Raw genomic sequence first — 16814 nt, forward strand, 5'->3', positions numbered from 1 at the left:
AGGCATCCCGACGACTCCTTGTCTGTTTGCTCAATGCTACCAAAACGAGTTCGATTTGGGTTTTTTCTACAGCCTCAACGCTTGCAGCATGCGCGCCCACGAAATGGAGCCGAAGGCGCAATGTAGTGGGCGTCGCGGTGCCTGCACTTGTTAGGGGGATTGGGTGCATTGGGCGAAATCGACTATAAATTGTAAAAGTAGCACTCGCCGGAAACAGATTCCCCGCTCTCTGTTTCTGCACTTTCTAACTCGGCGTAACGCTCGGAATAACGGTAACACTCACCGGAAACAGACTCTCCGTCTTCTGTCTCAGCTCCATCGAGCTCACCGTATTGATCGCTATACATGTAGCATTCGCCATCGACGTCTTGCCCACTGTCGGTGGAAGCGCCATCTAGTTCGCAATATTTGCCTTGGTAGCCCTGCGCACTCAAGTTGAGCGAGTAGAAAATCATGAACGCGAATACCGATATGATCTGTACTCTCTGCATTTTGTTACTCCTTGGCTAAGACGCCTAACGCCAAATTCACGCGCCCATTTTGTGGAGCGTTTTGATGTGTAAAATTGAGCGGAGCGACTTACACATAAAAATGCGTAGCAAAATGGGTCGCCGTGGAATTTCTTGTTATGCCATTCATCCAGATTGGAAAGCCGCTTTTTCAGCGAATTCATTTGAGGATGAGTAAAGCTTTAATATCTTTGCCCTTGCTGCTAAATAGCACCTATTATTAGGGTCCCACTCCATACCTCTTAGCAGTTTAACTTCTAAGTTGGTCTTAGTGATCCTAAAAATGCCATTCACCTGGCCAATTTTCATAGTTCTGCTCTTGGAACGAGGATCAGGACCTCTTAATTCCGACGTATAGATATAATCTACAAATTCAGCAGTATCAATATCTTTCTCGATAAATATACACTGACTGTCTATTGATATTTTAGAATTCACGACTACTCCTATTCTACAGATTCTATAGTACAGAACCTGTAACTTTTCGCCTGAGGGCATAACAGCGATTAGACCGCGTTCCGCGATATTGCAGAAAAGTGCGTTCTACATAACTCCGCTTTTTCCGCTTCTGACGGGCGGCAATTTTTTAATTTAAACAGGAGCTTAGTATATTCCTCCACTTCCAACAAGTAATCGCGTGACCTCTCATTTTTGCTCATACAATGAGGCAGGAGATAATTTTGGCTCCGCAAAGTACGAACCAGCATTGGCTGCTTCTAAATGCGATAAGGAAATCGCTGAACTACATCTGGTGGAATGGCGTGCTGACTGCGCAGCACCAAGCATGGAGACAAATCGTAGGCGAGAAGCCGCATCTCAGCTTGCTGCATTAGGTCTACTGTGGAGAGCGTAGAAGGTAAAACGAGGGGGTGGTTGTCTAACGTAGTGCTTTAAATGGTGCCCGGAGCCGGAATCGAACCGGCACGGCCTTACGGCCGAGAGATTTTAAGTCTCTTGTGTCTACCAATTTCACCATCCGGGCATCGGAGGAGAAAATCTGAAGGCGGAGATTGTATAAGGCTCCGTTGCCTAACGCAATTCCGTTCTTCAACTTCCTGCCCAAGCTGTTCATTTTGCGAACAATTTGGCTAGCTTTCGGGGTTTGTCGCGACGCCCTTGTAGATGTAGCCCGCGATTTTTGGCGCTTTCGGGATGTACAGGTTCTCGAGCTCCTGAATCTCGAATCCGCCCTGTTTGAGTAACTCGGCGATGTTGCGGTTCAAATGGCAGCCTCCAGCGAGTTTTTTCCAGCCTGGGGTGATCCGGTGCTGCCATTTGCAGGTACCTTCATCAGGAGATTCACCGTGTTCCAGAAACAAAAGCTCTCCGCCCGGCTTGAGCACCCGCTTCATTTGCTCGAGAGCGGCTTGCCAATCCGGGATGGTGCACAGGGTGAATGTCAGCAGAATGGTGTCTACGGAGTGATCTTCTAGCGGTATTTTCTCGCCAGGAAGGTCTAACCATTCTACTTTGATAGACGAGCGGTTGAGGTTTGTTTGGGCTTTGCGGCGCATGCCCTCGGAAGGTTCCAGGCCGTACACCATCTCGACACGGTCGGGATCGTAAAATTCGAGGTTGATTCCAGAGCCCATGCCAACTTCCAGAACACGGCCTTTGGCACGAGGGACCACTTGGCTACGAAGCTTCATGACCTGCCCCATCGAGCAGGCCTTGTCGATGATATGGGGCAGAATTCGGTTTTCGTAAAAGCTCATTGGTTCACCGTGTTGACTCGATTTGTTGTTGTGGTATGTCAAGAGTGCGACAAAATGTCTCGCGTTTCTCTGGTATGATCACGTTAGCATTACCGTAACCGCTGGTAATAACAATATTACAAAATGCACCAGGCTGTTGCTGTGCGGGCTATGCCCTTTTGTAAGCATGTCATTGCTGGAGGTTCCTGTGGAGCTAGATCCCCTCATCCTATCGCGAATCCAGTTCGCGTTTGTCGTGTCATTTCACGCCATTTTCCCGGTGTTCACCATCGGTCTTGCATCCTATATCGCTCTGCTAGAAGGGCTTGGTTATAAAACCAAGAACCCGGTCTGGATCACCCTATCCGCGTTCTGGACCAAAGTGTTTGCGGTGGTGTTTGGCATGGGCGTTGTGTCGGGCATCGTGATGTCGTTCCAGTTTGGCACCAACTGGAGTAACTTCGCGCAGGCTTCGGCCAACTTCCTGGGTCCTATTCTTAGCTATGAAGTGCTCACGGCCTTTTTCCTGGAAGCCGCTTTCCTGGGGGTGCTGCTTTTTGGCCGCGATAAAGTGCCACCCGGGGCGCACCTGTTCTCAGCCATTATGGTGGCCATCGGTACTTTGATTTCAGCGTTCTGGATTCTTTCCGCCAACAGCTGGATGCAAACCCCTGCCGGTACAGAACTCAGAGACGGTGCGTTTCATATCCTGTCCTGGGGCGAGGCGATCTTTAACCCCTCCTTTAAGTTCCGTTTGATGCACATGGTGCTGGCCTCCTTCCTCACCGGTAGTTTCGTGGTGGCCGGCGTGAGCGCTTGGTACATTCTCAAAGGGCGCGAAGTGGAAGCGAATAAGAAAGCCCTTTCCATGTGTTTGTGGCTGTTGCTGTTCATTGCTCCGGCTCAAGCGGTTGTGGGCGATTTCCACGGTTTGAACACGCTGGAGCATCAACCTATGAAGGTGGCGGCGATGGAAGGCCACTGGGAAACGTCTACCAATGTGCCCCTTCTGCTGTTCGCGATTCCAGACCAAGAAAACCAAACGAACCATTTCGAGATTGGTATTCCCAGCCTTGCCAGCTTGATCCTCACCCACGATTTCGATGGCGAGATTCTTGGTTTGAATGAAGTGCCAGTCGAAGAGCAGCCGCCAGTGGCGATTGTGTTCTGGTCGTTCCGGGTGATGGTCGGTCTTGGCATGCTAATGATTCTGTTCGCGATCACCGGGCTGGTTCTGCGTAAAGGTGGCCGCTTGTATAAGGCCCGATGGTATCTGCAAGGGCTCCGAGCGATGAGTATTGCACCGTTTCTTGCGGTTTTGACGGGCTGGTTTGTAACCGAAACGGGCCGTGCGCCTTGGCTGGTGTATGGCATGATGACGCAGGCGGAATCGGTAACGCCGTCTCTCACCGGAGGCATGGCGCTGTTCACCCTGATTGGCTACATCCTGGTGTATGCCTCTATCTTCTCGGCCGGCTTGTACTACCTGATGCGGGTTCTGTACGTGGGGCTGGAAGGCGATGGTGGCCACACCGAAGACGAGGCCGACCGCCCTGCCCGCCCACTGTCGGCGGCGCACGTTCAGTTTGAATACGATTCCGAGGAGAATTCAGCAAATCCGGCGAAAACCGCCCATGAAGGGGGGCAGCAATAATGGAAGTGTTCGACTTGGCCCTCATTTGGGCGTTTATCATCGGCTTTGGCATCATCATGTACGTCCTTATGGACGGCTTCGATTTGGGAATTGGCATTTTGTTTCCCTTTGCGCCGTCAGAAGAAGATCGGGACACCATGATGAATTCGGTGGCACCGGTCTGGGATGGCAACGAAACCTGGCTGGTACTGGGTGGCGCCGGTTTGTTGGCCGCATTCCCGATGGTTTACAGCATCATTCTTCCTGCCATGTACATTGGTGTGTTTTTGATGCTGGCCGGTTTGATTTTCCGGGGTGTTGCCTTTGAATTCCGGTTCAAGGCCCGCAGCTCGCGCTACCTTTGGAACTGGTCATTCGCCGGTGGTTCGACCATCGCGACCTTCGCTCAGGGCGCTGTGGTCGGTGCCTATATTCAGGGCTTCAATACCGTGGATGGCGTTTACGTCGGCGGCGCACTCGACTGGCTAACGCCCTTTACCGTGTTAACCGGCTTGGGCACCTTGGCAGGATACGCCTTGTTAGGTTCCACCTGGTTGATCCTGAAAACCGAAGGCCGCCTTCAGGACTGGGCTTATCGCATCACCACACCGCTGCTGTTCACCGTATTGGTGGTGTTCGGCATTATCAGTGTGTGGACGCCCTTCGTTGACAACTTTGTTTGGGAGCGCTGGTTCTCGAATCTGGGCGTTATCTGGATTCTGCCGGCTATCACATTGCTGTGCGCGTTCCAGATCTGGCGTTCAGTTCGCAATCGCTTTGAAGGCATGCCGTTTGTGGCCACCATGGGGTTGTTCATCACCACCTACCTGGGCTTGATCGTAAGCCGCTGGCCTTATGTGGTGCCACCAAACTACACCCTGTGGGATGCAGCCTCTGCGCCGGAAGCGCAGCTGTTCTTGCTGCTCGGGTTGCTGTTCGTAATTCCGATCATTCTGGTTTACACCGCCTGGACCTATTGGGTATTCCGCGGCAAGGTGCGTGCCGGAGAGGGGTACCACTAAGTGGAATCGTCGGACCCGGCCCGTGTCCGGCGTTGGCTGTCTGGATTAACCAACAGCAGTCAGCGCTGGATACGTGCCACGGTTTTGGCCGGTGTATGGGTTGGGCTGGCAACCATCGCACAGATGGCCCTGCTGGCTTGGCTGGTATACCAAGGGATTATCGAGCACCAGCCGGTAGCCAGCCTTACTCCTGCATTTCTGGTATTGGTGGCGGTGCTCATGCTGCGGGCCCTAGGCCAGGGCTTACAAACCCGGTTTGCCGCCCGCTGTAGTGAAGAAGTGCGCCGGGAGGTTCGCCGGCTACTGCACCGCAAATGGCAATCTCTCGGGCCTGTGGCGCTGTCCGATGCCTCAGCCGCTTCCCTCACCCGGGAATGGCTGGATCACGTTGAAGCCCTTCATGGGTACTTCGCCCGCTTCCTACCGCAAATGATGTTGGCGGTGATTGTGCCGCTTCTGATTCTGGTTGTGGTGTTCTGGCTGGATTGGCTGGCCGGTATTTTCTTGGTTTTATCTGCGCCTTTGATTCCCTTATTTATGGCGTTAGTAGGCATGGGCGCTGAAAAGGTAAACCAGCAACATTTTGAAACCGTCAGCCGGCTTTCGGGCCAGTTTCTCGATAAGGTTCGAGGGCTGACCACGCTTCAGTTGTTTGGGCAAACGGCGCAAGCCAGTGACACGCTGCACCAACGTTCAGATCAATTTCGCCTGATCACTCTGAAGACCCTTAAGATTGCCTTCCTGTCGTCGGCGGTGCTGGAGTTCTTCGCCTCCGTGGCGATTGCGGTGATTGCCATTTACATCGGGTTCGGGTTGCTGGGCTACATTTCGTTTGGCCCCAGCTCGGAGCTTACGCTGTTCTCGGGCCTGCTGATTTTGTTGTTGGCACCTGAGTTCTTTCAACCCCTGCGCACGTTGTCCCAGCATTACCATGACCGAGCGGCTGCACTTGGGGCCAGCGCAGAGATTATGGCCCGGCTTGAGCAGCCAATTTCCCAGCCATCACAAACAAAAAGTTCGACTACTTCAGATAACGCATCTGTCATTGCGATTGACGGCGTATCCCTTTGCTACGGTAACGGCCTCAAAGTTATAAACAACGTGTCGCTAACCGTTAAGCAAGGCGAAACTATTGTGCTGACGGGCCCCTCCGGTGGCGGCAAGTCGTCTCTGCTGCATATGTTAGCGGGGTTCCTTCAGCCAGATTCCGGCTCAATTTCGGTGTTTGGCAAAACCGCCGGTGAGCAGCCTTTCGGGTGGCTGGGCCAGAAAGGCTTCTGGATTCAAGGCACCTGGGCCGACAACCTGCGCATGACCACCCCTGATGCCTCAGACATAGCGATTGAAAATGCGCTTCATCAGGTCGGGTTGGCCGACTTGGTGGAACACCGGGAACACGGCATCTACAGCACGATTGGCGAAGACGGCCAGGGCTTGTCGGGTGGTCAGGCGCGACGCTTGAGTTTGGCTCGAATCTTTTTGGCTGATTACGACCTGGTGCTCCTGGACGAACCCACCGCCGGTTTGGATGCCACCAGTGAAATCCATGTACTGGAAGCCCTTCACAAACTTTCCCAAGCGGGCAAAACCCTAATCCTATCAACTCACCATCAAGCCCTGCTCACGCTGGCCGATCACTTGCTGATCACCAACGATGGCGAGGTGAAGCATGCGTGATCTTCGGCCCTGGCTCAGTTTGATATTACAACGGCGTGGGCGCTTGGTTGTTGGTGCGCTGTTGCTGCTGGCCACTTTGATTTCCGGCATCGCCCTACTCGCGCTTTCGGGCTGGTTTTTGACGGAAACCGCACTGGTGGGGTTGTTGTTTGCAGCGGGGATTCAAGCCTATATCAACTTGTACGTGCCCGGTGGCGGCATCCGCTTTTTTGCGGTGTCGCGTACTGTCGCTCGCTATTTCGAGCGGTTGTTTAACCACAACACGGTTCTGCGCCTGTTAACCGATATTCGCGTGGCGTTGTTCAATCGCATGGCAGAAGCTGGGCATCGCGACAGAGGGCGTCAGAAAGGTGCTCATTGGTTGTCTCGGCTCACAGCAGACGTAGACGCTCTGGATACACTGTACCTGCGGCTTGTCGCCCCTTCGGCTTTAGCTGCGGTGGTGGCATTACTGGTGGTTGCACTGGTGTGGCTGCTATTAAGCCTTCAAATTGCCTTAACGCTGCTGGCGATTCTGGCGACTGCATTTGTAATCGCCACATGGGCACTGTATCGGCGAACACAGATGCTTTCAGGGCAGCTAAACGAACGGCAGGAGCACCTGCGCAGTGACGTCATTGAACATCTGGAAGGGTTTTCCGAGCTCACCGCAGCGGGCAGGATTGGTAAGCATGCCGCGCTGCTTAAACGGCAATCGTTGGCGCTCTCCAAAGATCAGGCTGCGATCGAAACACAAACCGGCTGGCACTTGGCGATTACGCAGTTATTGATCAACCTCTCGGCTGTATTCGTGCTCTGGAACGGGTTCGCGCTGTTTCAGAGCGGATCTGTCTCTGGGCCGGTCTTGGTGATGCTACCCATCGTGTTGCTGGGCCTTAACGAAGTCTATGGCATGCTCCCCGATGCTTTCGGCAAACTCGGCGCGACGGTTGCTGCGGCCAAGCGGCTGAATGAGGATATTAAACCTTCCACGGTTAACCCAGTGGTCTCAACCAACGAGACCGCACTTACGGCTACCGACCTCTCCATAGGGCATCCTGGTACGGCACCGATCATGAGCCATTTCTCGCTGACGGTCAGTGCGGGAGAAAGGCTCGGTATTGTTGGTGTATCCGGGAGTGGTAAATCCTCGTTGGCCGATACCTTTGCGGGGGTGATTCCTGCGCTTTCAGGCACTCTAGAACGCCCCGATTGCGTTTACCTAACCCAAAGCACCGTGGTGTTTGAGGATACGGTCAAAGCCAACCTCCTTCTGGGCAACCCCACGGCGACGGACGCAGCGTTATGGCGGGCATTGGAATTGGTGGAACTGGCAGAGCGGTTTACGCGGGAAGCTGAAGGCTTGAACACTTGGTTAGGAAGCAGTGGCAACCGGTTATCCGGGGGCGAAGCCCGCCGCTTGGTTCTGGCTCGTGTATTGCTCTCAAAAGCGCCTTTGGTGATTCTCGACGAGCCGTTTACCGGTGTAGATGCCGATACACGCACGCGGATTGCGCCGCTGATTGACCGCTGGCTAGAAGGCCGGGCGGTCATCAGTCTGGGGCATGGGCCGGAAGCGCTGCTGCCTTCCGACCACATACTGCACCTGAATTAAGTTCTTAGCGCGTTTCCAACACCTCGAAAGTCAGGCCAGCGTTGCTGGTCAGACGCTCGTGGAGCTTGCCGTTCATGGCAGAGGACGGAGTCCAGAAACCACCGGGCAACTCGTCCTTAACGTCCAGAGCCAGGCACAAACCGGCTTCACCCAGCATTTTCCCAGTTGAACCGTATCCCGGGTCCCGATCACCGGTCACTTTGGTGATCATCGTCTTGCCATCTTGGGTGCGGCCAATGAAGCGAATGTCGTAAAAGCCTGCTTCCTGCGCTTCCGGAGTTGGGCCTTCACCTGGCTGAGGAACCAGTTTTTCGACCACCCAACGGGTCGGTTTGATGGCGGACGCGGTGAAGAATGCACCCAGAGCTGCCACGATACCGTAGGCGGTCAGTCGGCCCTTGGTGCCCTTCCCTGTCATGATGGCTTCATCGTAGGTGAACTCTTTGCCGTAGCGAGCGCCTTGCATCGCGTTGGAGCGATGAACCACACGAGTATTGATGGCCCCCATCACAAAGGGTGCAAGCCAAACACCGAAATCCTTGTCGTACTCCGCGGACTTCAGGCTAGGCTGCCTTGCTTTCGAACGGTGCTCCGGCGGGCAGATTGAAAACGGGTTCGCGAGTTCTTTGCGCAATTGCGGATCGGCACCGACTTCCTTGGCGATGTTGATCATGGAGGCGACAGTGCCGCCGGACAAGCCGCCCTTGGCAACCTTAACCCGCATACGAACGTCTTGGCAGGGCTGTCCAAAAGTTTCCTCAGCCTGTTGCTGAAGGAACCAAACACCCATGTCAGACGGAATAGAGTCGAAGCCACAGCAGTGCACAATACGCGCACCGCTTTCCTTCGCCTGTTCTTCATAACGCTTGATCATCCGGCTGATCCACTGCACCTCACCGGTCAGGTCGCAATAATCGGTGCCCGTTGAAACACAGGCTTTGATCAATGGCTCACCAAACAATGCATAAGGCCCAACCGTTGAAATCACCACCTTAGTTTGCTCACACATGGCAATCAGAGCGGCTTCGTCGCTGGCATCGGCAATCAGCACGGGCAAGTTCATGGAGTCCGCACCCAGCGTAGACTTAAGGTCGTTCAGTTTGCTCTCGGAGCGGCCGGCAATGGCCCACTTTACATCACCGCCTACGCCGTAGTTCTTGGCGAGGTAGCTGGTGAGTATCTGGCCTACAAAGCTGGTGGCCCCGAATACAATGAGATCGTAATTGTTCTGCGGTGTTGTCATTGCGTGTCCTTATCTTTATTCGATTTTATGATGGAAACGATGGTAACAGGTTTAATCGTGCGTGTTACTTTCATCTTTTCATCAAAACTGCGTCCTTCCGGCCAATCGTTTAGCGCTCAAGCAGGTTCACACTGGTCACACCTTAACAAATACCTCGGAGGACATAGGTGATTGTATTCCTGGTTATAACGAGCTTCGTACTGGCGTGCCTCAGCGGCCTTCTACTCTGGCAACTACTGGAACAGCGGAAGATGATTGATCAAATGCTTGAGCGTGAAGATATACCAGAGCATCAACCCGAACCCGAACTGGCGATTGTACTGAAAGTGACTGACCCTATCGGACTGGCCAAACGGGAGTCCAGAGCTGGACGCATCATGGGGGACAGGCTCCCCACGATGGCGAAGAAAATGGTGTATCAGGAAGTTCTCAAGGAATTGACGAGCGAATTGGAAGCGCGGGAAATAGATGTCGACATGCAGATCGAATACCGCTGAGGTAACCCACCATGATCACTTTGATAATGACCGGTGTTTGTTTAACCGTGAGCGCGTGCTTGTTGGCAATCGGCTTTCGTCAGTCGACAAGTTCGCGCAGAAAGCTTCGAATTCTTAACGCCAGTCGCGTGCATGCTCGTGGCCAGATCCAAAAACGAAGAATGGAGCTGCTTGAGGTGCGTAATCGCGCCAAACTTATGGAAGATACCGTGTCCGGCGGTGCAACCGCTGTTGAAAAAGTGCACAAGGCAATCGCCAATACCACGTTTGGCCTGATTGACCGATTCGCCAAAGATGAAGAATTCAAAAACACCGCGCGTAAGGTTAAAAAGACACACCACGAGAAAAGCGAACAGGTTTATCAGGTGGTGAGAACCACCAACCGGGCCCTACATCTGCTAGCCGATAGTTTGTTTATCGAGAAGGCCGAAAAACGCATTATCTCTAAAACAAAAAAGGCACCCTAAGGTGCCTTTTTTTATGAGTTCAGAAAGTTACAGAACTTTCTTCAACTCTTCTTCAAGCTGAGGAACAGCTTCGAACAGGTCCGCTACCAGGCCGTAATCGGCAACCTGGAAGATCGGAGCTTCTTCGTCCTTGTTGATCGCAACGATCACTTTGGACTCAGACATACCTGCCAAGTGCTGGATAGCACCGGAGATACCAACCGCTACGTACAGCTGAGGCGCAACGATCTTACCAGTCTGGCCTACCTGCATGTCGTTCGGTACGAAGCCGGCGTCAACCGCGGCACGGGAAGCACCTACAGCAGCACCCATCAGATCAGCAACTTGCTCAAGCATCTTGAAGTTGTCGCCATTCTGCATGCCACGACCACCGGAGATAACGATGCCGGCAGAAGCTAGGTCAGGACGGTCAGACTTAGCCTTCTCTTCGCCTACGAAAGAGGACAGGCCAGCGTCTTTAACAACGTCAAGCTGCTCAACGGAAGCGGAACCACCTTCAGCGGCTACTGGATCAAAACCAGTCGGGCGAACGGTGATTACTTTGATGCTGTCGCTAGCTTTTACAGTAGCGATGGCGTTACCAGCGTAGATCGGACGAACAAACGTGTCTTCAGATTCAACACGGATGATGTCAGACACCTGAGCAACGTCCAGCAGCGCAGCAACGCGAGGCATGAAGTCTTTACCAGTGGTACCGGCAGAAGTCAGGATGTGGCTGTAGCCCTTACCTACTTCAGCAACCAGCTCACCTAGGTTTTCAGCCAGGAAGTGGCCGTAGGCAGCGTTGTCAGCAACCAGAACCTTGTTTACGCCTTCGGCTTTTGCAGCGGCTTCAGCGACGGCACCTACGTTTTCACCAGCAACCAGCACGTCGATGTCACCACCGATGGCCTTGGCTGCCGCTACAACGTTCAGAGTAGCCTGCTTCAGGCTGCTGTTGTCGTGTTCAGCAATTACCAGGATGCTCATTTAGATCACCTTCGCTTCGTTCTTCAGTTTATCCACCAGCTCAGCAACGTCAGCCACCTTGATACCAGCCTGACGTGAAGCAGGCGCTTCTACCTTCAGGGTGGACAGACGAGGTGCGATTTCTACACCCAGATCAGCTGCGCTTACTGTCTCGAGGGGCTTCTTCTTAGCCTTCATGATGTTCGGCAGAGAAGCGTAGCGCGGCTCGTTCAGACGCAAGTCAGTGGTAACAACCGCTGGCAAGTTCAGAGCAACAGTCATCAGACCGCCGTCTACTTCACGGGTTACGTTAACTTTTTCGCCGTCAACAACTACTTCAGAAGCGAAAGTACCCTGACCCATACCGGTCAGAGCGGCCAGCATCTGGCCAGTTTGGTTGTTGTCGGAATCGATGGACTGTTTGCCCAGAATAACCAGCTTGGGCTCTTCTTTCTCAACGACAGCTTTCAGCAGCTTGGCCGCTTCGAGGGACTGGACTTCTTCGTCAGTCTCGATGTGAATACCACGGTCAGCGCCCAGTGCCAGAGCAGTACGGATTTGCTCCTGGGAGGCCTTCGGGCCAATGGATACAACAACGATCTCGGTGGCAACGCCTTTTTCTTTCAAACGAACCGCTTCTTCTACTGCGATTTCGCAGAACGGGTTCATTGCCATTTTGACGTTGGCGAGGTCAACACCGGTGTTGTCCGGCTTGACGCGCACCTTTACGTTGTAGTCGATAACTCGTTTTACAGCGACCAGAACCTTCATAGATTCCTCGTTCTTCTACAATGGGTTTAATGATGCACAGTGCGAAAAAGAGCGCCTGCCATATAAAGCATGACAATACTGCAGGTTAAAACAGAAGGGGTAATTGCCCCATCCGACGCTCCAGGCCTGCGTTCACGGCCAATAGACCGGGTTGACCCGGCCAGGCAATGAGACGATACTAAAAATCGACTCAAAACACACGACATTTCGGTGTTTACGTACAATGCCAAAGGTGAGCGCAAATTTCAAACAAACGTTTGTTTGATTTGTCAAATGCGTTATCCTTCGTCAAATAACATTCATTAAAGCTGTATGAGGAGACCAACGTGGAACGCGAATCAATGGAATTTGATGTTCTGATCGTAGGCGGCGGCCCTGCGGGACTGTCGGCAGCCTGCCGAGTCATGCAACTGGCGCAAGAAGCCGGTGAAGAACTGACTGTTTGTGTAGTTGAGAAAGGTTCCGAGGTTGGTGCACATATCCTCGCTGGTACCGTTTTCGAGCCTACTGCTCTGAACGAACTCTTCCCTGACTGGAAAGAGAGAGGCGCGCCTCTTAACACGCCTGTTACCCGTGATGACATCTTCCTGCTGAAAAACCAGGAAAAAGCCACGAAGATTCCTAACGCCTTTGTGCCCAAGAACATGCACAACCACGGCAACTACATCATCAGCCTTGGTAACCTGTGCCGCTGGTTGGCTGAACAAGCCGAGCAACTGGGCGTAGAAGTTTACCCAGGCTTTGCCGCTTCAGAAACCATCATTGAAGATGGCCAGGTTAAAGGCATCATCACTGGCGACATGGGCGTAGCTCGTGACGGTTCCCAGAAAGACGGTTACATGCCGGGCATGGAACTGCGCGCCAAGTACACCCTATTCACGGAAGGCTGTCGTGGTCACCTGGGCAAGCGCCTGATCAACGATTTCAAGCTGGACGAAGGCAAAGACCCCCAGCACTACGGCATCGGTATCAAAGAGCTGTGGGACATCGATCCGGCTAAACACGAGCCAGGCTTGGTTGTTCACACTACTGGCTGGCCACTGAATGAATCTGGCTCTACCGGCGGTTCCTTCCTGTATCACCTTGAAGGCGGTCAGGTGTATGTTGGTCTGATCACTGACCTATCCTACAGCAACCCGCACCTGAGCCCGTTTGAAGAATTCCAGCGTCTCAAGCATCACCCTGAAGTGAAGAAGTACCTGGAAGGCGGTAAGCGTGTTGCTTACGGTGCTCGAGCCATCACCAAAGGCGGCTACAACGCTCTGCCTAAGATGAGCTTCCCGGGCGGCCTGCTGCTGGGCTGTGACGCGGGTACTCTGAACAGCTCCAAGATCAAAGGTTCCCACACTGCCATGAAATCTGGCTTGTTGGGTGCTGAAGCGGTATTTGAAGCGCTGAAAGAAGGTAAAACTGGCGAAGAGATCACCAGCTTCGCGAAGCGTTTTGAAGACAGCTGGTTGTACAAAGAGCTTTACGCTGAGCGTAACTTTGGCCCGGCCATGCACAAGTTCGGTAACTTTGTTGGCGGCGCAATCGCTTTCGTTGAGCAGAACATTCTGCGCGGAAGCCTTCCGTTCACGTTCCGTGATACCACTCCGGATTACGCAACGATGAAGCCTGCAGCTGACTGCAAGAAGATCGACTATCCGAAGCCGGATAACAAGTTGACCTTCGACCGCTTGACCTCAGTGTTCATTTCGAACACCAACCACGAGGAAGATCAGCCGGTTCACCTGAAGCTGACCGATCCGGACATCCCGCTGCAGGTTAACCTGCCTAAGTTCGACGAACCCGCCCAGCGTTACTGCCCGGCCGGCGTTTACGAAGTGGTTGAAGCCGAAGACGGAAGCGGCAAGAAGTTCCAGATCAATGCCCAGAACTGTGTTCACTGTAAGACCTGTGACATCAAGGATCCTTCACAGAACATAACCTGGGTAACGCCGGAAGGAAGCGGCGGACCAAATTATCCGAACATGTAAGAAAATGTTCTGATAGGACCAAAAAAGCCGGGATCTTCCCGGCTTTTTTGTGTTTTAAAGGCATAAAAAAACGGCTCCCGAGGGAGCCGTTTTCAATCAACCTTTCGGAAGAGGTTAGTGCACGTGACCGTGCTCTTTCTCTTCGTCAGTTGCTTCGCGAGCTTCTACAACTTCCACGTCGAAGTGCAGAGTCTCACCCGCCAGCGGGTGGTTAGCATCGATAGTGACAGTTTCTTCGCTCACTTCAACAACACGAACAACCTGAGGGCCGCCCGGAGTTTGTGCTTGGAACTGCATGCCCGGCTCGATAGTGTCTACACCTTCGAAAGCGGAGCGAGGAACAGGCTGGATCAGCTCTTCGTTAACTTCGCCGTAGCCTTCAGTAGGTTCTACGGAAACTTTAACCTGGTCGCCAGCGTTCTTTTCGTTCAGTGCGCTTTCCAGTCCACCGATGATGTTCTGTGCACCTTCCAGGTAAGACAGAGGCTCACGGCCTTCTACACGGGAGGAGTCAAGCTGCTCTCCCTGGTCATTGGTGAGCGTGTAATGGATGGTGACAACACGTGGTTGGGCCATGTGATCTCCTTGCGAGTCGCAGTGACTATGTATTTAAAATGGAGGTAATCGAAAGGAACGTGAACAGATGCACTGCACAGAGGGACTAACGACCACCGGCCTCGTTAGAGAGCCTGGCTCGATAACAAGAAAGAAACCACAGTTTAACAAGTGACAGACTGCGTTTTCTACCTTCTTTATGGAGACAGCTCTGGGCTTTTCAACCGCCCTGCCCGATTTTCCAGAAATTTCCGTGGCTCATGACGCCCACGAAGGTCATTCCGTCGATCTCACGCTCTTCAGCGACCGCCACTAAATCATAGAATGCACTGGTTTCAAGGCGAGCTTCAACGCCATAGCGAACCGCAACTAAAGGTCTTGGCTCATCCGAATCCGGGTAGCTTTCGACGGTTAACGCGTGCTCATCACCAATCTCGAGCGTTTCACCCACATTTGTCGTTAATTGAAGGATCTGGCCCTCGCCTTCACCCGTGACCGTCAACGTGTGCGCCAGCAGTGGTGTATCTTGAACTTGAATGCGCCACTTTTCGACGGGTGTCACCAAGTAGTAATGGCCGTCGTTTTCACGGCGCAAAATGGTGGAGAAGAGCTTAACAATGGCTTCCCGTTTGATTGGACTACTCTTGTAGATCCACTGACCATCCCGCGTTATCACCAGATCCATGTCACCCGATAGCTCCGGGTGCCATTTATCGAGTGGTGGCAGGCCGCGCTCTTTCGAGTGCTCGGTGACAACCTTAGCGATCTCTTCTGGCTTAGTACTCACAAGTAACCCCTTCTGCTTTCGCAACGTCGCCCTTAAAGTCCACGCATAGATTCAGGGCGCAAAGGCACGGCACCCGGTTTGGTAATAGCAAGATTCACCTGATCCAACAGGCGCTGCTTGTCCTGCCCTAACGTGCCTTTGAGAACCAAATAATTCGATGCATGATCGCTGCGGAAGGTGGTGTTCTCCAGCTCTAAGTGCTCGAGGAACACTTGGATCTCTTCAAACAGCCCACGCTGATCAAGTAGCTCGAAATCGTCGCCAAACCCTTCGCGGAAACGCTCTTCGCCCTGAGGGAAGCTAACCACCAGTGTCGACAGAAAATCCGGCTGGGTTTCGTTACACAACGTCGCTGTGTTGATCGCGTGCTGACGTGACAGGGTTTTGCCACCAAGCCCGTTAAGCACCATCACTGAACTGGTCAAGCCCGCTTGCTTGATCTTATCCAGAGCTGAACGGGTGGATTCCCAGGTTTCGCCTTTATTGATCCGGCGCAACACTTCGTCATCACCAGATTCCATACCGACATACAAAATACCCAGTCCGGCTTCGCGAAGAGCTTTCAGATCTTCGACTGACTTCTTCGCCAGATTTCTCGGTAAACAATAACTGGATACTCGTTGAAGGCCCGGAAAAGCCTCTTTCAATTCGTGAAGTATTTCGAGTAACCGCCGGGTAGGCAGCACCATGGCATCGCCATCGGCCAGAAACACCCGAGGAACACTGCCAAACGCTTTGGCCGCTTTTTCTATATCAGCGCGCACATCCGCAGGCTTTCGGGCCCGAAACTTTTTCTGCGGCTGGGTGTACATCTCGCAGAACGTGCATTGGTTCCATGAGCAGCCGTTGGTGACGGGCAGAATAAGAGACTTTGCCTCACTCGGTGGCCGAAAAACCGGTTCAATGTATTCGATCGGGAAACTGTACATAACGGCTCAGTTGTATTGAGAAATAAAGATGGCAGGACGAACTGTCAGGGCAAAAACTGCGTTTTCAAGGTGGCACAGTCCGGCCCGACGACCGGCATATCGAGCACAACCGCTTGCGCGGTCATGAACGGCATGCCATTACGATGACCGTCCGACAACAAGGTTGTGAGGCTGCCCACCAAAGGCATGTGCGACACCAACATCAAGGGCGACTCTTTGTTTTCGAGCAAAGCATCGAGACACCGCCCCGGATCATCATCCGGTGTGATGAAGGACTTCTCATGCACCCGAACGCCCAGTATTTCAGCCACAATGGCAGCAGTTTGACGTGCGCGGATGTATGGGCTGCACCAAATGATCTTCGGCTTACAGTCAGATTTCGCAATCTTTTCCGCCACGTTGGCGGCCTGCTTTCGCCCGACTTCGGTCAGCTCTCGCTCGTGATCGAGGGAGTGTCTGCCTGCTTCACCGTGGCGCATGATGATCAGTTGCATAATACTCTCCTCGTT

General features: G+C 53.1%; 17 protein-coding genes and 1 tRNA gene. 7 read left to right on the forward strand and 11 right to left on the reverse strand.

Features of this window, described 5'->3' with window-relative positions; translation table 11 throughout:
- Positions 1-182: 182 nt before the first annotated feature.
- From ACNQ6O_RS07085 to ACNQ6O_RS07100, 4 genes are all read right to left on the reverse strand, one after another.
- Entirely contained in the window at positions 183-491 is a 309-nt protein-coding gene (locus ACNQ6O_RS07085; RefSeq protein ID WP_418052545.1) for a hypothetical protein, read from the reverse strand.
- 144 nt (positions 492-635) lie between these two features.
- Positions 636-947 (reverse strand): hypothetical protein, encoded by a 312-nt coding sequence (locus ACNQ6O_RS07090; RefSeq protein WP_418052546.1) that lies wholly within the window; start codon positions 945-947, stop codon positions 636-638.
- 457 nt (positions 948-1404) lie between these two features.
- A tRNA-Leu gene (locus ACNQ6O_RS07095) sits at positions 1405-1491 on the reverse strand.
- Between the two features lie 106 nt (positions 1492-1597).
- Positions 1598-2224 carry a class I SAM-dependent methyltransferase gene (locus ACNQ6O_RS07100; RefSeq protein ID WP_418052547.1) on the reverse strand — a complete coding sequence of 209 codons (627 nt, stop codon included), beginning with the start codon at positions 2222-2224 and terminating at the stop codon, positions 1598-1600.
- 187 nt (positions 2225-2411) lie between these two features.
- Here ACNQ6O_RS07100 and ACNQ6O_RS07105 point away from each other — a divergent pair, with 187 nt between their 5' ends.
- The 4 genes from ACNQ6O_RS07105 to cydC are packed head-to-tail and all read left to right on the forward strand — an operon-like array spanning position 2412 to position 8129.
- Positions 2412-3857: a cytochrome ubiquinol oxidase subunit I gene (locus tag ACNQ6O_RS07105; RefSeq protein WP_418052548.1), complete on the forward strand. Its 1446-nt coding sequence runs from the start codon at positions 2412-2414 to the stop codon at positions 3855-3857.
- Positions 3857-4858, forward strand: a complete 1002-nt coding sequence (gene cydB, locus ACNQ6O_RS07110) for a cytochrome d ubiquinol oxidase subunit II (protein ID WP_418052549.1) — start codon at positions 3857-3859, stop codon at positions 4856-4858. The genes ACNQ6O_RS07105 and cydB overlap by 1 nt, the downstream gene beginning before the upstream one ends.
- Positions 4859-6535, forward strand: coding sequence for a thiol reductant ABC exporter subunit CydD (gene cydD / locus ACNQ6O_RS07115; RefSeq protein ID WP_418052550.1), 1677 nt, complete (start codon positions 4859-4861; stop codon positions 6533-6535). It begins immediately after the preceding gene.
- Complete coding sequence (gene cydC / locus ACNQ6O_RS07120; protein WP_418052551.1) at positions 6528-8129, forward strand: thiol reductant ABC exporter subunit CydC; 1602 nt, start codon at positions 6528-6530, stop codon at positions 8127-8129. The genes cydD and cydC overlap by 8 nt, the downstream gene beginning before the upstream one ends.
- 4 nt (positions 8130-8133) lie before the next feature.
- On the opposite strand, the gene ACNQ6O_RS07125 is transcribed toward cydC, so the two are convergent.
- A complete protein-coding gene (locus tag ACNQ6O_RS07125; RefSeq protein WP_418052552.1) occupies positions 8134-9372 on the reverse strand; it encodes a saccharopine dehydrogenase family protein in 1239 nt (412 codons plus the stop codon).
- Between the two features lie 167 nt (positions 9373-9539).
- Here ACNQ6O_RS07125 and ACNQ6O_RS07130 point away from each other — a divergent pair, with 167 nt between their 5' ends.
- Together ACNQ6O_RS07130 and ACNQ6O_RS07135 are read left to right on the forward strand one after the other, a co-directional pair.
- On the forward strand, positions 9540-9869 hold the full coding sequence (locus tag ACNQ6O_RS07130; protein ID WP_418052553.1) for a hypothetical protein: 330 nt from the start codon (positions 9540-9542) through the stop codon (positions 9867-9869).
- Between the two features lie 11 nt (positions 9870-9880).
- Positions 9881-10336: a hypothetical protein gene (locus ACNQ6O_RS07135; RefSeq protein ID WP_418052554.1), complete on the forward strand. Its 456-nt coding sequence runs from the start codon at positions 9881-9883 to the stop codon at positions 10334-10336.
- A 27-nt stretch (positions 10337-10363) separates the two neighbouring features.
- Here the strand turns inward: ACNQ6O_RS07135 and ACNQ6O_RS07140 are convergent, their stop codons facing one another.
- Positions 10364-11305 carry an electron transfer flavoprotein subunit alpha/FixB family protein gene (locus ACNQ6O_RS07140; protein WP_418052555.1) on the reverse strand — a complete coding sequence of 314 codons (942 nt, stop codon included), beginning with the start codon at positions 11303-11305 and terminating at the stop codon, positions 10364-10366.
- A complete protein-coding gene (locus tag ACNQ6O_RS07145) occupies positions 11306-12055 on the reverse strand; it encodes an electron transfer flavoprotein subunit beta/FixA family protein (RefSeq protein ID WP_114333740.1) in 750 nt (249 codons plus the stop codon).
- A 326-nt stretch (positions 12056-12381) separates the two neighbouring features.
- On the opposite strand from ACNQ6O_RS07145, the gene ACNQ6O_RS07150 reads away from it, so the two are divergent.
- A complete protein-coding gene (locus ACNQ6O_RS07150) occupies positions 12382-14034 on the forward strand; it encodes an electron transfer flavoprotein-ubiquinone oxidoreductase (RefSeq protein WP_418052556.1) in 1653 nt (550 codons plus the stop codon).
- Between the two features lie 114 nt (positions 14035-14148).
- On the opposite strand, the gene ACNQ6O_RS07155 is transcribed toward ACNQ6O_RS07150, so the two are convergent.
- The 4 genes from ACNQ6O_RS07155 to sixA all read right to left on the reverse strand — a co-directional run bounded on the left by ACNQ6O_RS07155 (position 14149) and on the right by sixA (position 16799).
- Entirely contained in the window at positions 14149-14610 is a 462-nt protein-coding gene (locus tag ACNQ6O_RS07155) for an FKBP-type peptidyl-prolyl cis-trans isomerase (RefSeq protein ID WP_418052557.1), read from the reverse strand.
- 199 nt (positions 14611-14809) lie between these two features.
- Complete coding sequence (locus tag ACNQ6O_RS07160) at positions 14810-15376, reverse strand: DUF1285 domain-containing protein (protein ID WP_418052558.1); 567 nt, start codon at positions 15374-15376, stop codon at positions 14810-14812.
- Positions 15377-15408: 32 nt separating this feature from the next.
- Positions 15409-16305: a radical SAM protein gene (locus tag ACNQ6O_RS07165; RefSeq protein ID WP_418052559.1), complete on the reverse strand. Its 897-nt coding sequence runs from the start codon at positions 16303-16305 to the stop codon at positions 15409-15411.
- A 44-nt stretch (positions 16306-16349) separates the two neighbouring features.
- Positions 16350-16799: a phosphohistidine phosphatase SixA gene (gene sixA, locus ACNQ6O_RS07170; protein ID WP_418052560.1), complete on the reverse strand. Its 450-nt coding sequence runs from the start codon at positions 16797-16799 to the stop codon at positions 16350-16352.
- Positions 16800-16814 lie beyond the last annotated feature (15 nt).

The organism is Marinobacter sp. SBS5, assembly GCF_048285575.1.
Lineage (GTDB): Bacteria > Pseudomonadota > Gammaproteobacteria > Pseudomonadales > Oleiphilaceae > Marinobacter.

Coding starts and splice junctions, on each gene's coding strand:
- ACNQ6O_RS07085 (WP_418052545.1), bottom strand. CDS start 491: ATGCAGAGAGTACAGATCATATCGGTATTCGCGTTCATGATTTTCTAC.
- ACNQ6O_RS07100 (WP_418052547.1), bottom strand. CDS start 2,224: ATGAGCTTTTACGAAAACCGAATTCTGCCCCATATCATCGACAAGGCC.
- cydB (WP_418052549.1), top strand. CDS start 3,857: ATGGAAGTGTTCGACTTGGCCCTCATTTGGGCGTTTATCATCGGCTTT.
- cydC (WP_418052551.1), top strand. CDS start 6,528: ATGCGTGATCTTCGGCCCTGGCTCAGTTTGATATTACAACGGCGTGGG.
- ACNQ6O_RS07125 (WP_418052552.1), bottom strand. CDS start 9,372: ATGACAACACCGCAGAACAATTACGATCTCATTGTATTCGGGGCCACC.
- ACNQ6O_RS07135 (WP_418052554.1), top strand. CDS start 9,881: ATGATCACTTTGATAATGACCGGTGTTTGTTTAACCGTGAGCGCGTGC.
- ACNQ6O_RS07140 (WP_418052555.1), bottom strand. CDS start 11,305: ATGAGCATCCTGGTAATTGCTGAACACGACAACAGCAGCCTGAAGCAG.
- ACNQ6O_RS07145 (WP_114333740.1), bottom strand. CDS start 12,055: ATGAAGGTTCTGGTCGCTGTAAAACGAGTTATCGACTACAACGTAAAG.
- ACNQ6O_RS07155 (WP_418052557.1), bottom strand. CDS start 14,610: ATGGCCCAACCACGTGTTGTCACCATCCATTACACGCTCACCAATGAC.
- ACNQ6O_RS07165 (WP_418052559.1), bottom strand. CDS start 16,305: ATGTACAGTTTCCCGATCGAATACATTGAACCGGTTTTTCGGCCACCG.
- sixA (WP_418052560.1), bottom strand. CDS start 16,799: ATGCAACTGATCATCATGCGCCACGGTGAAGCAGGCAGACACTCCCTC.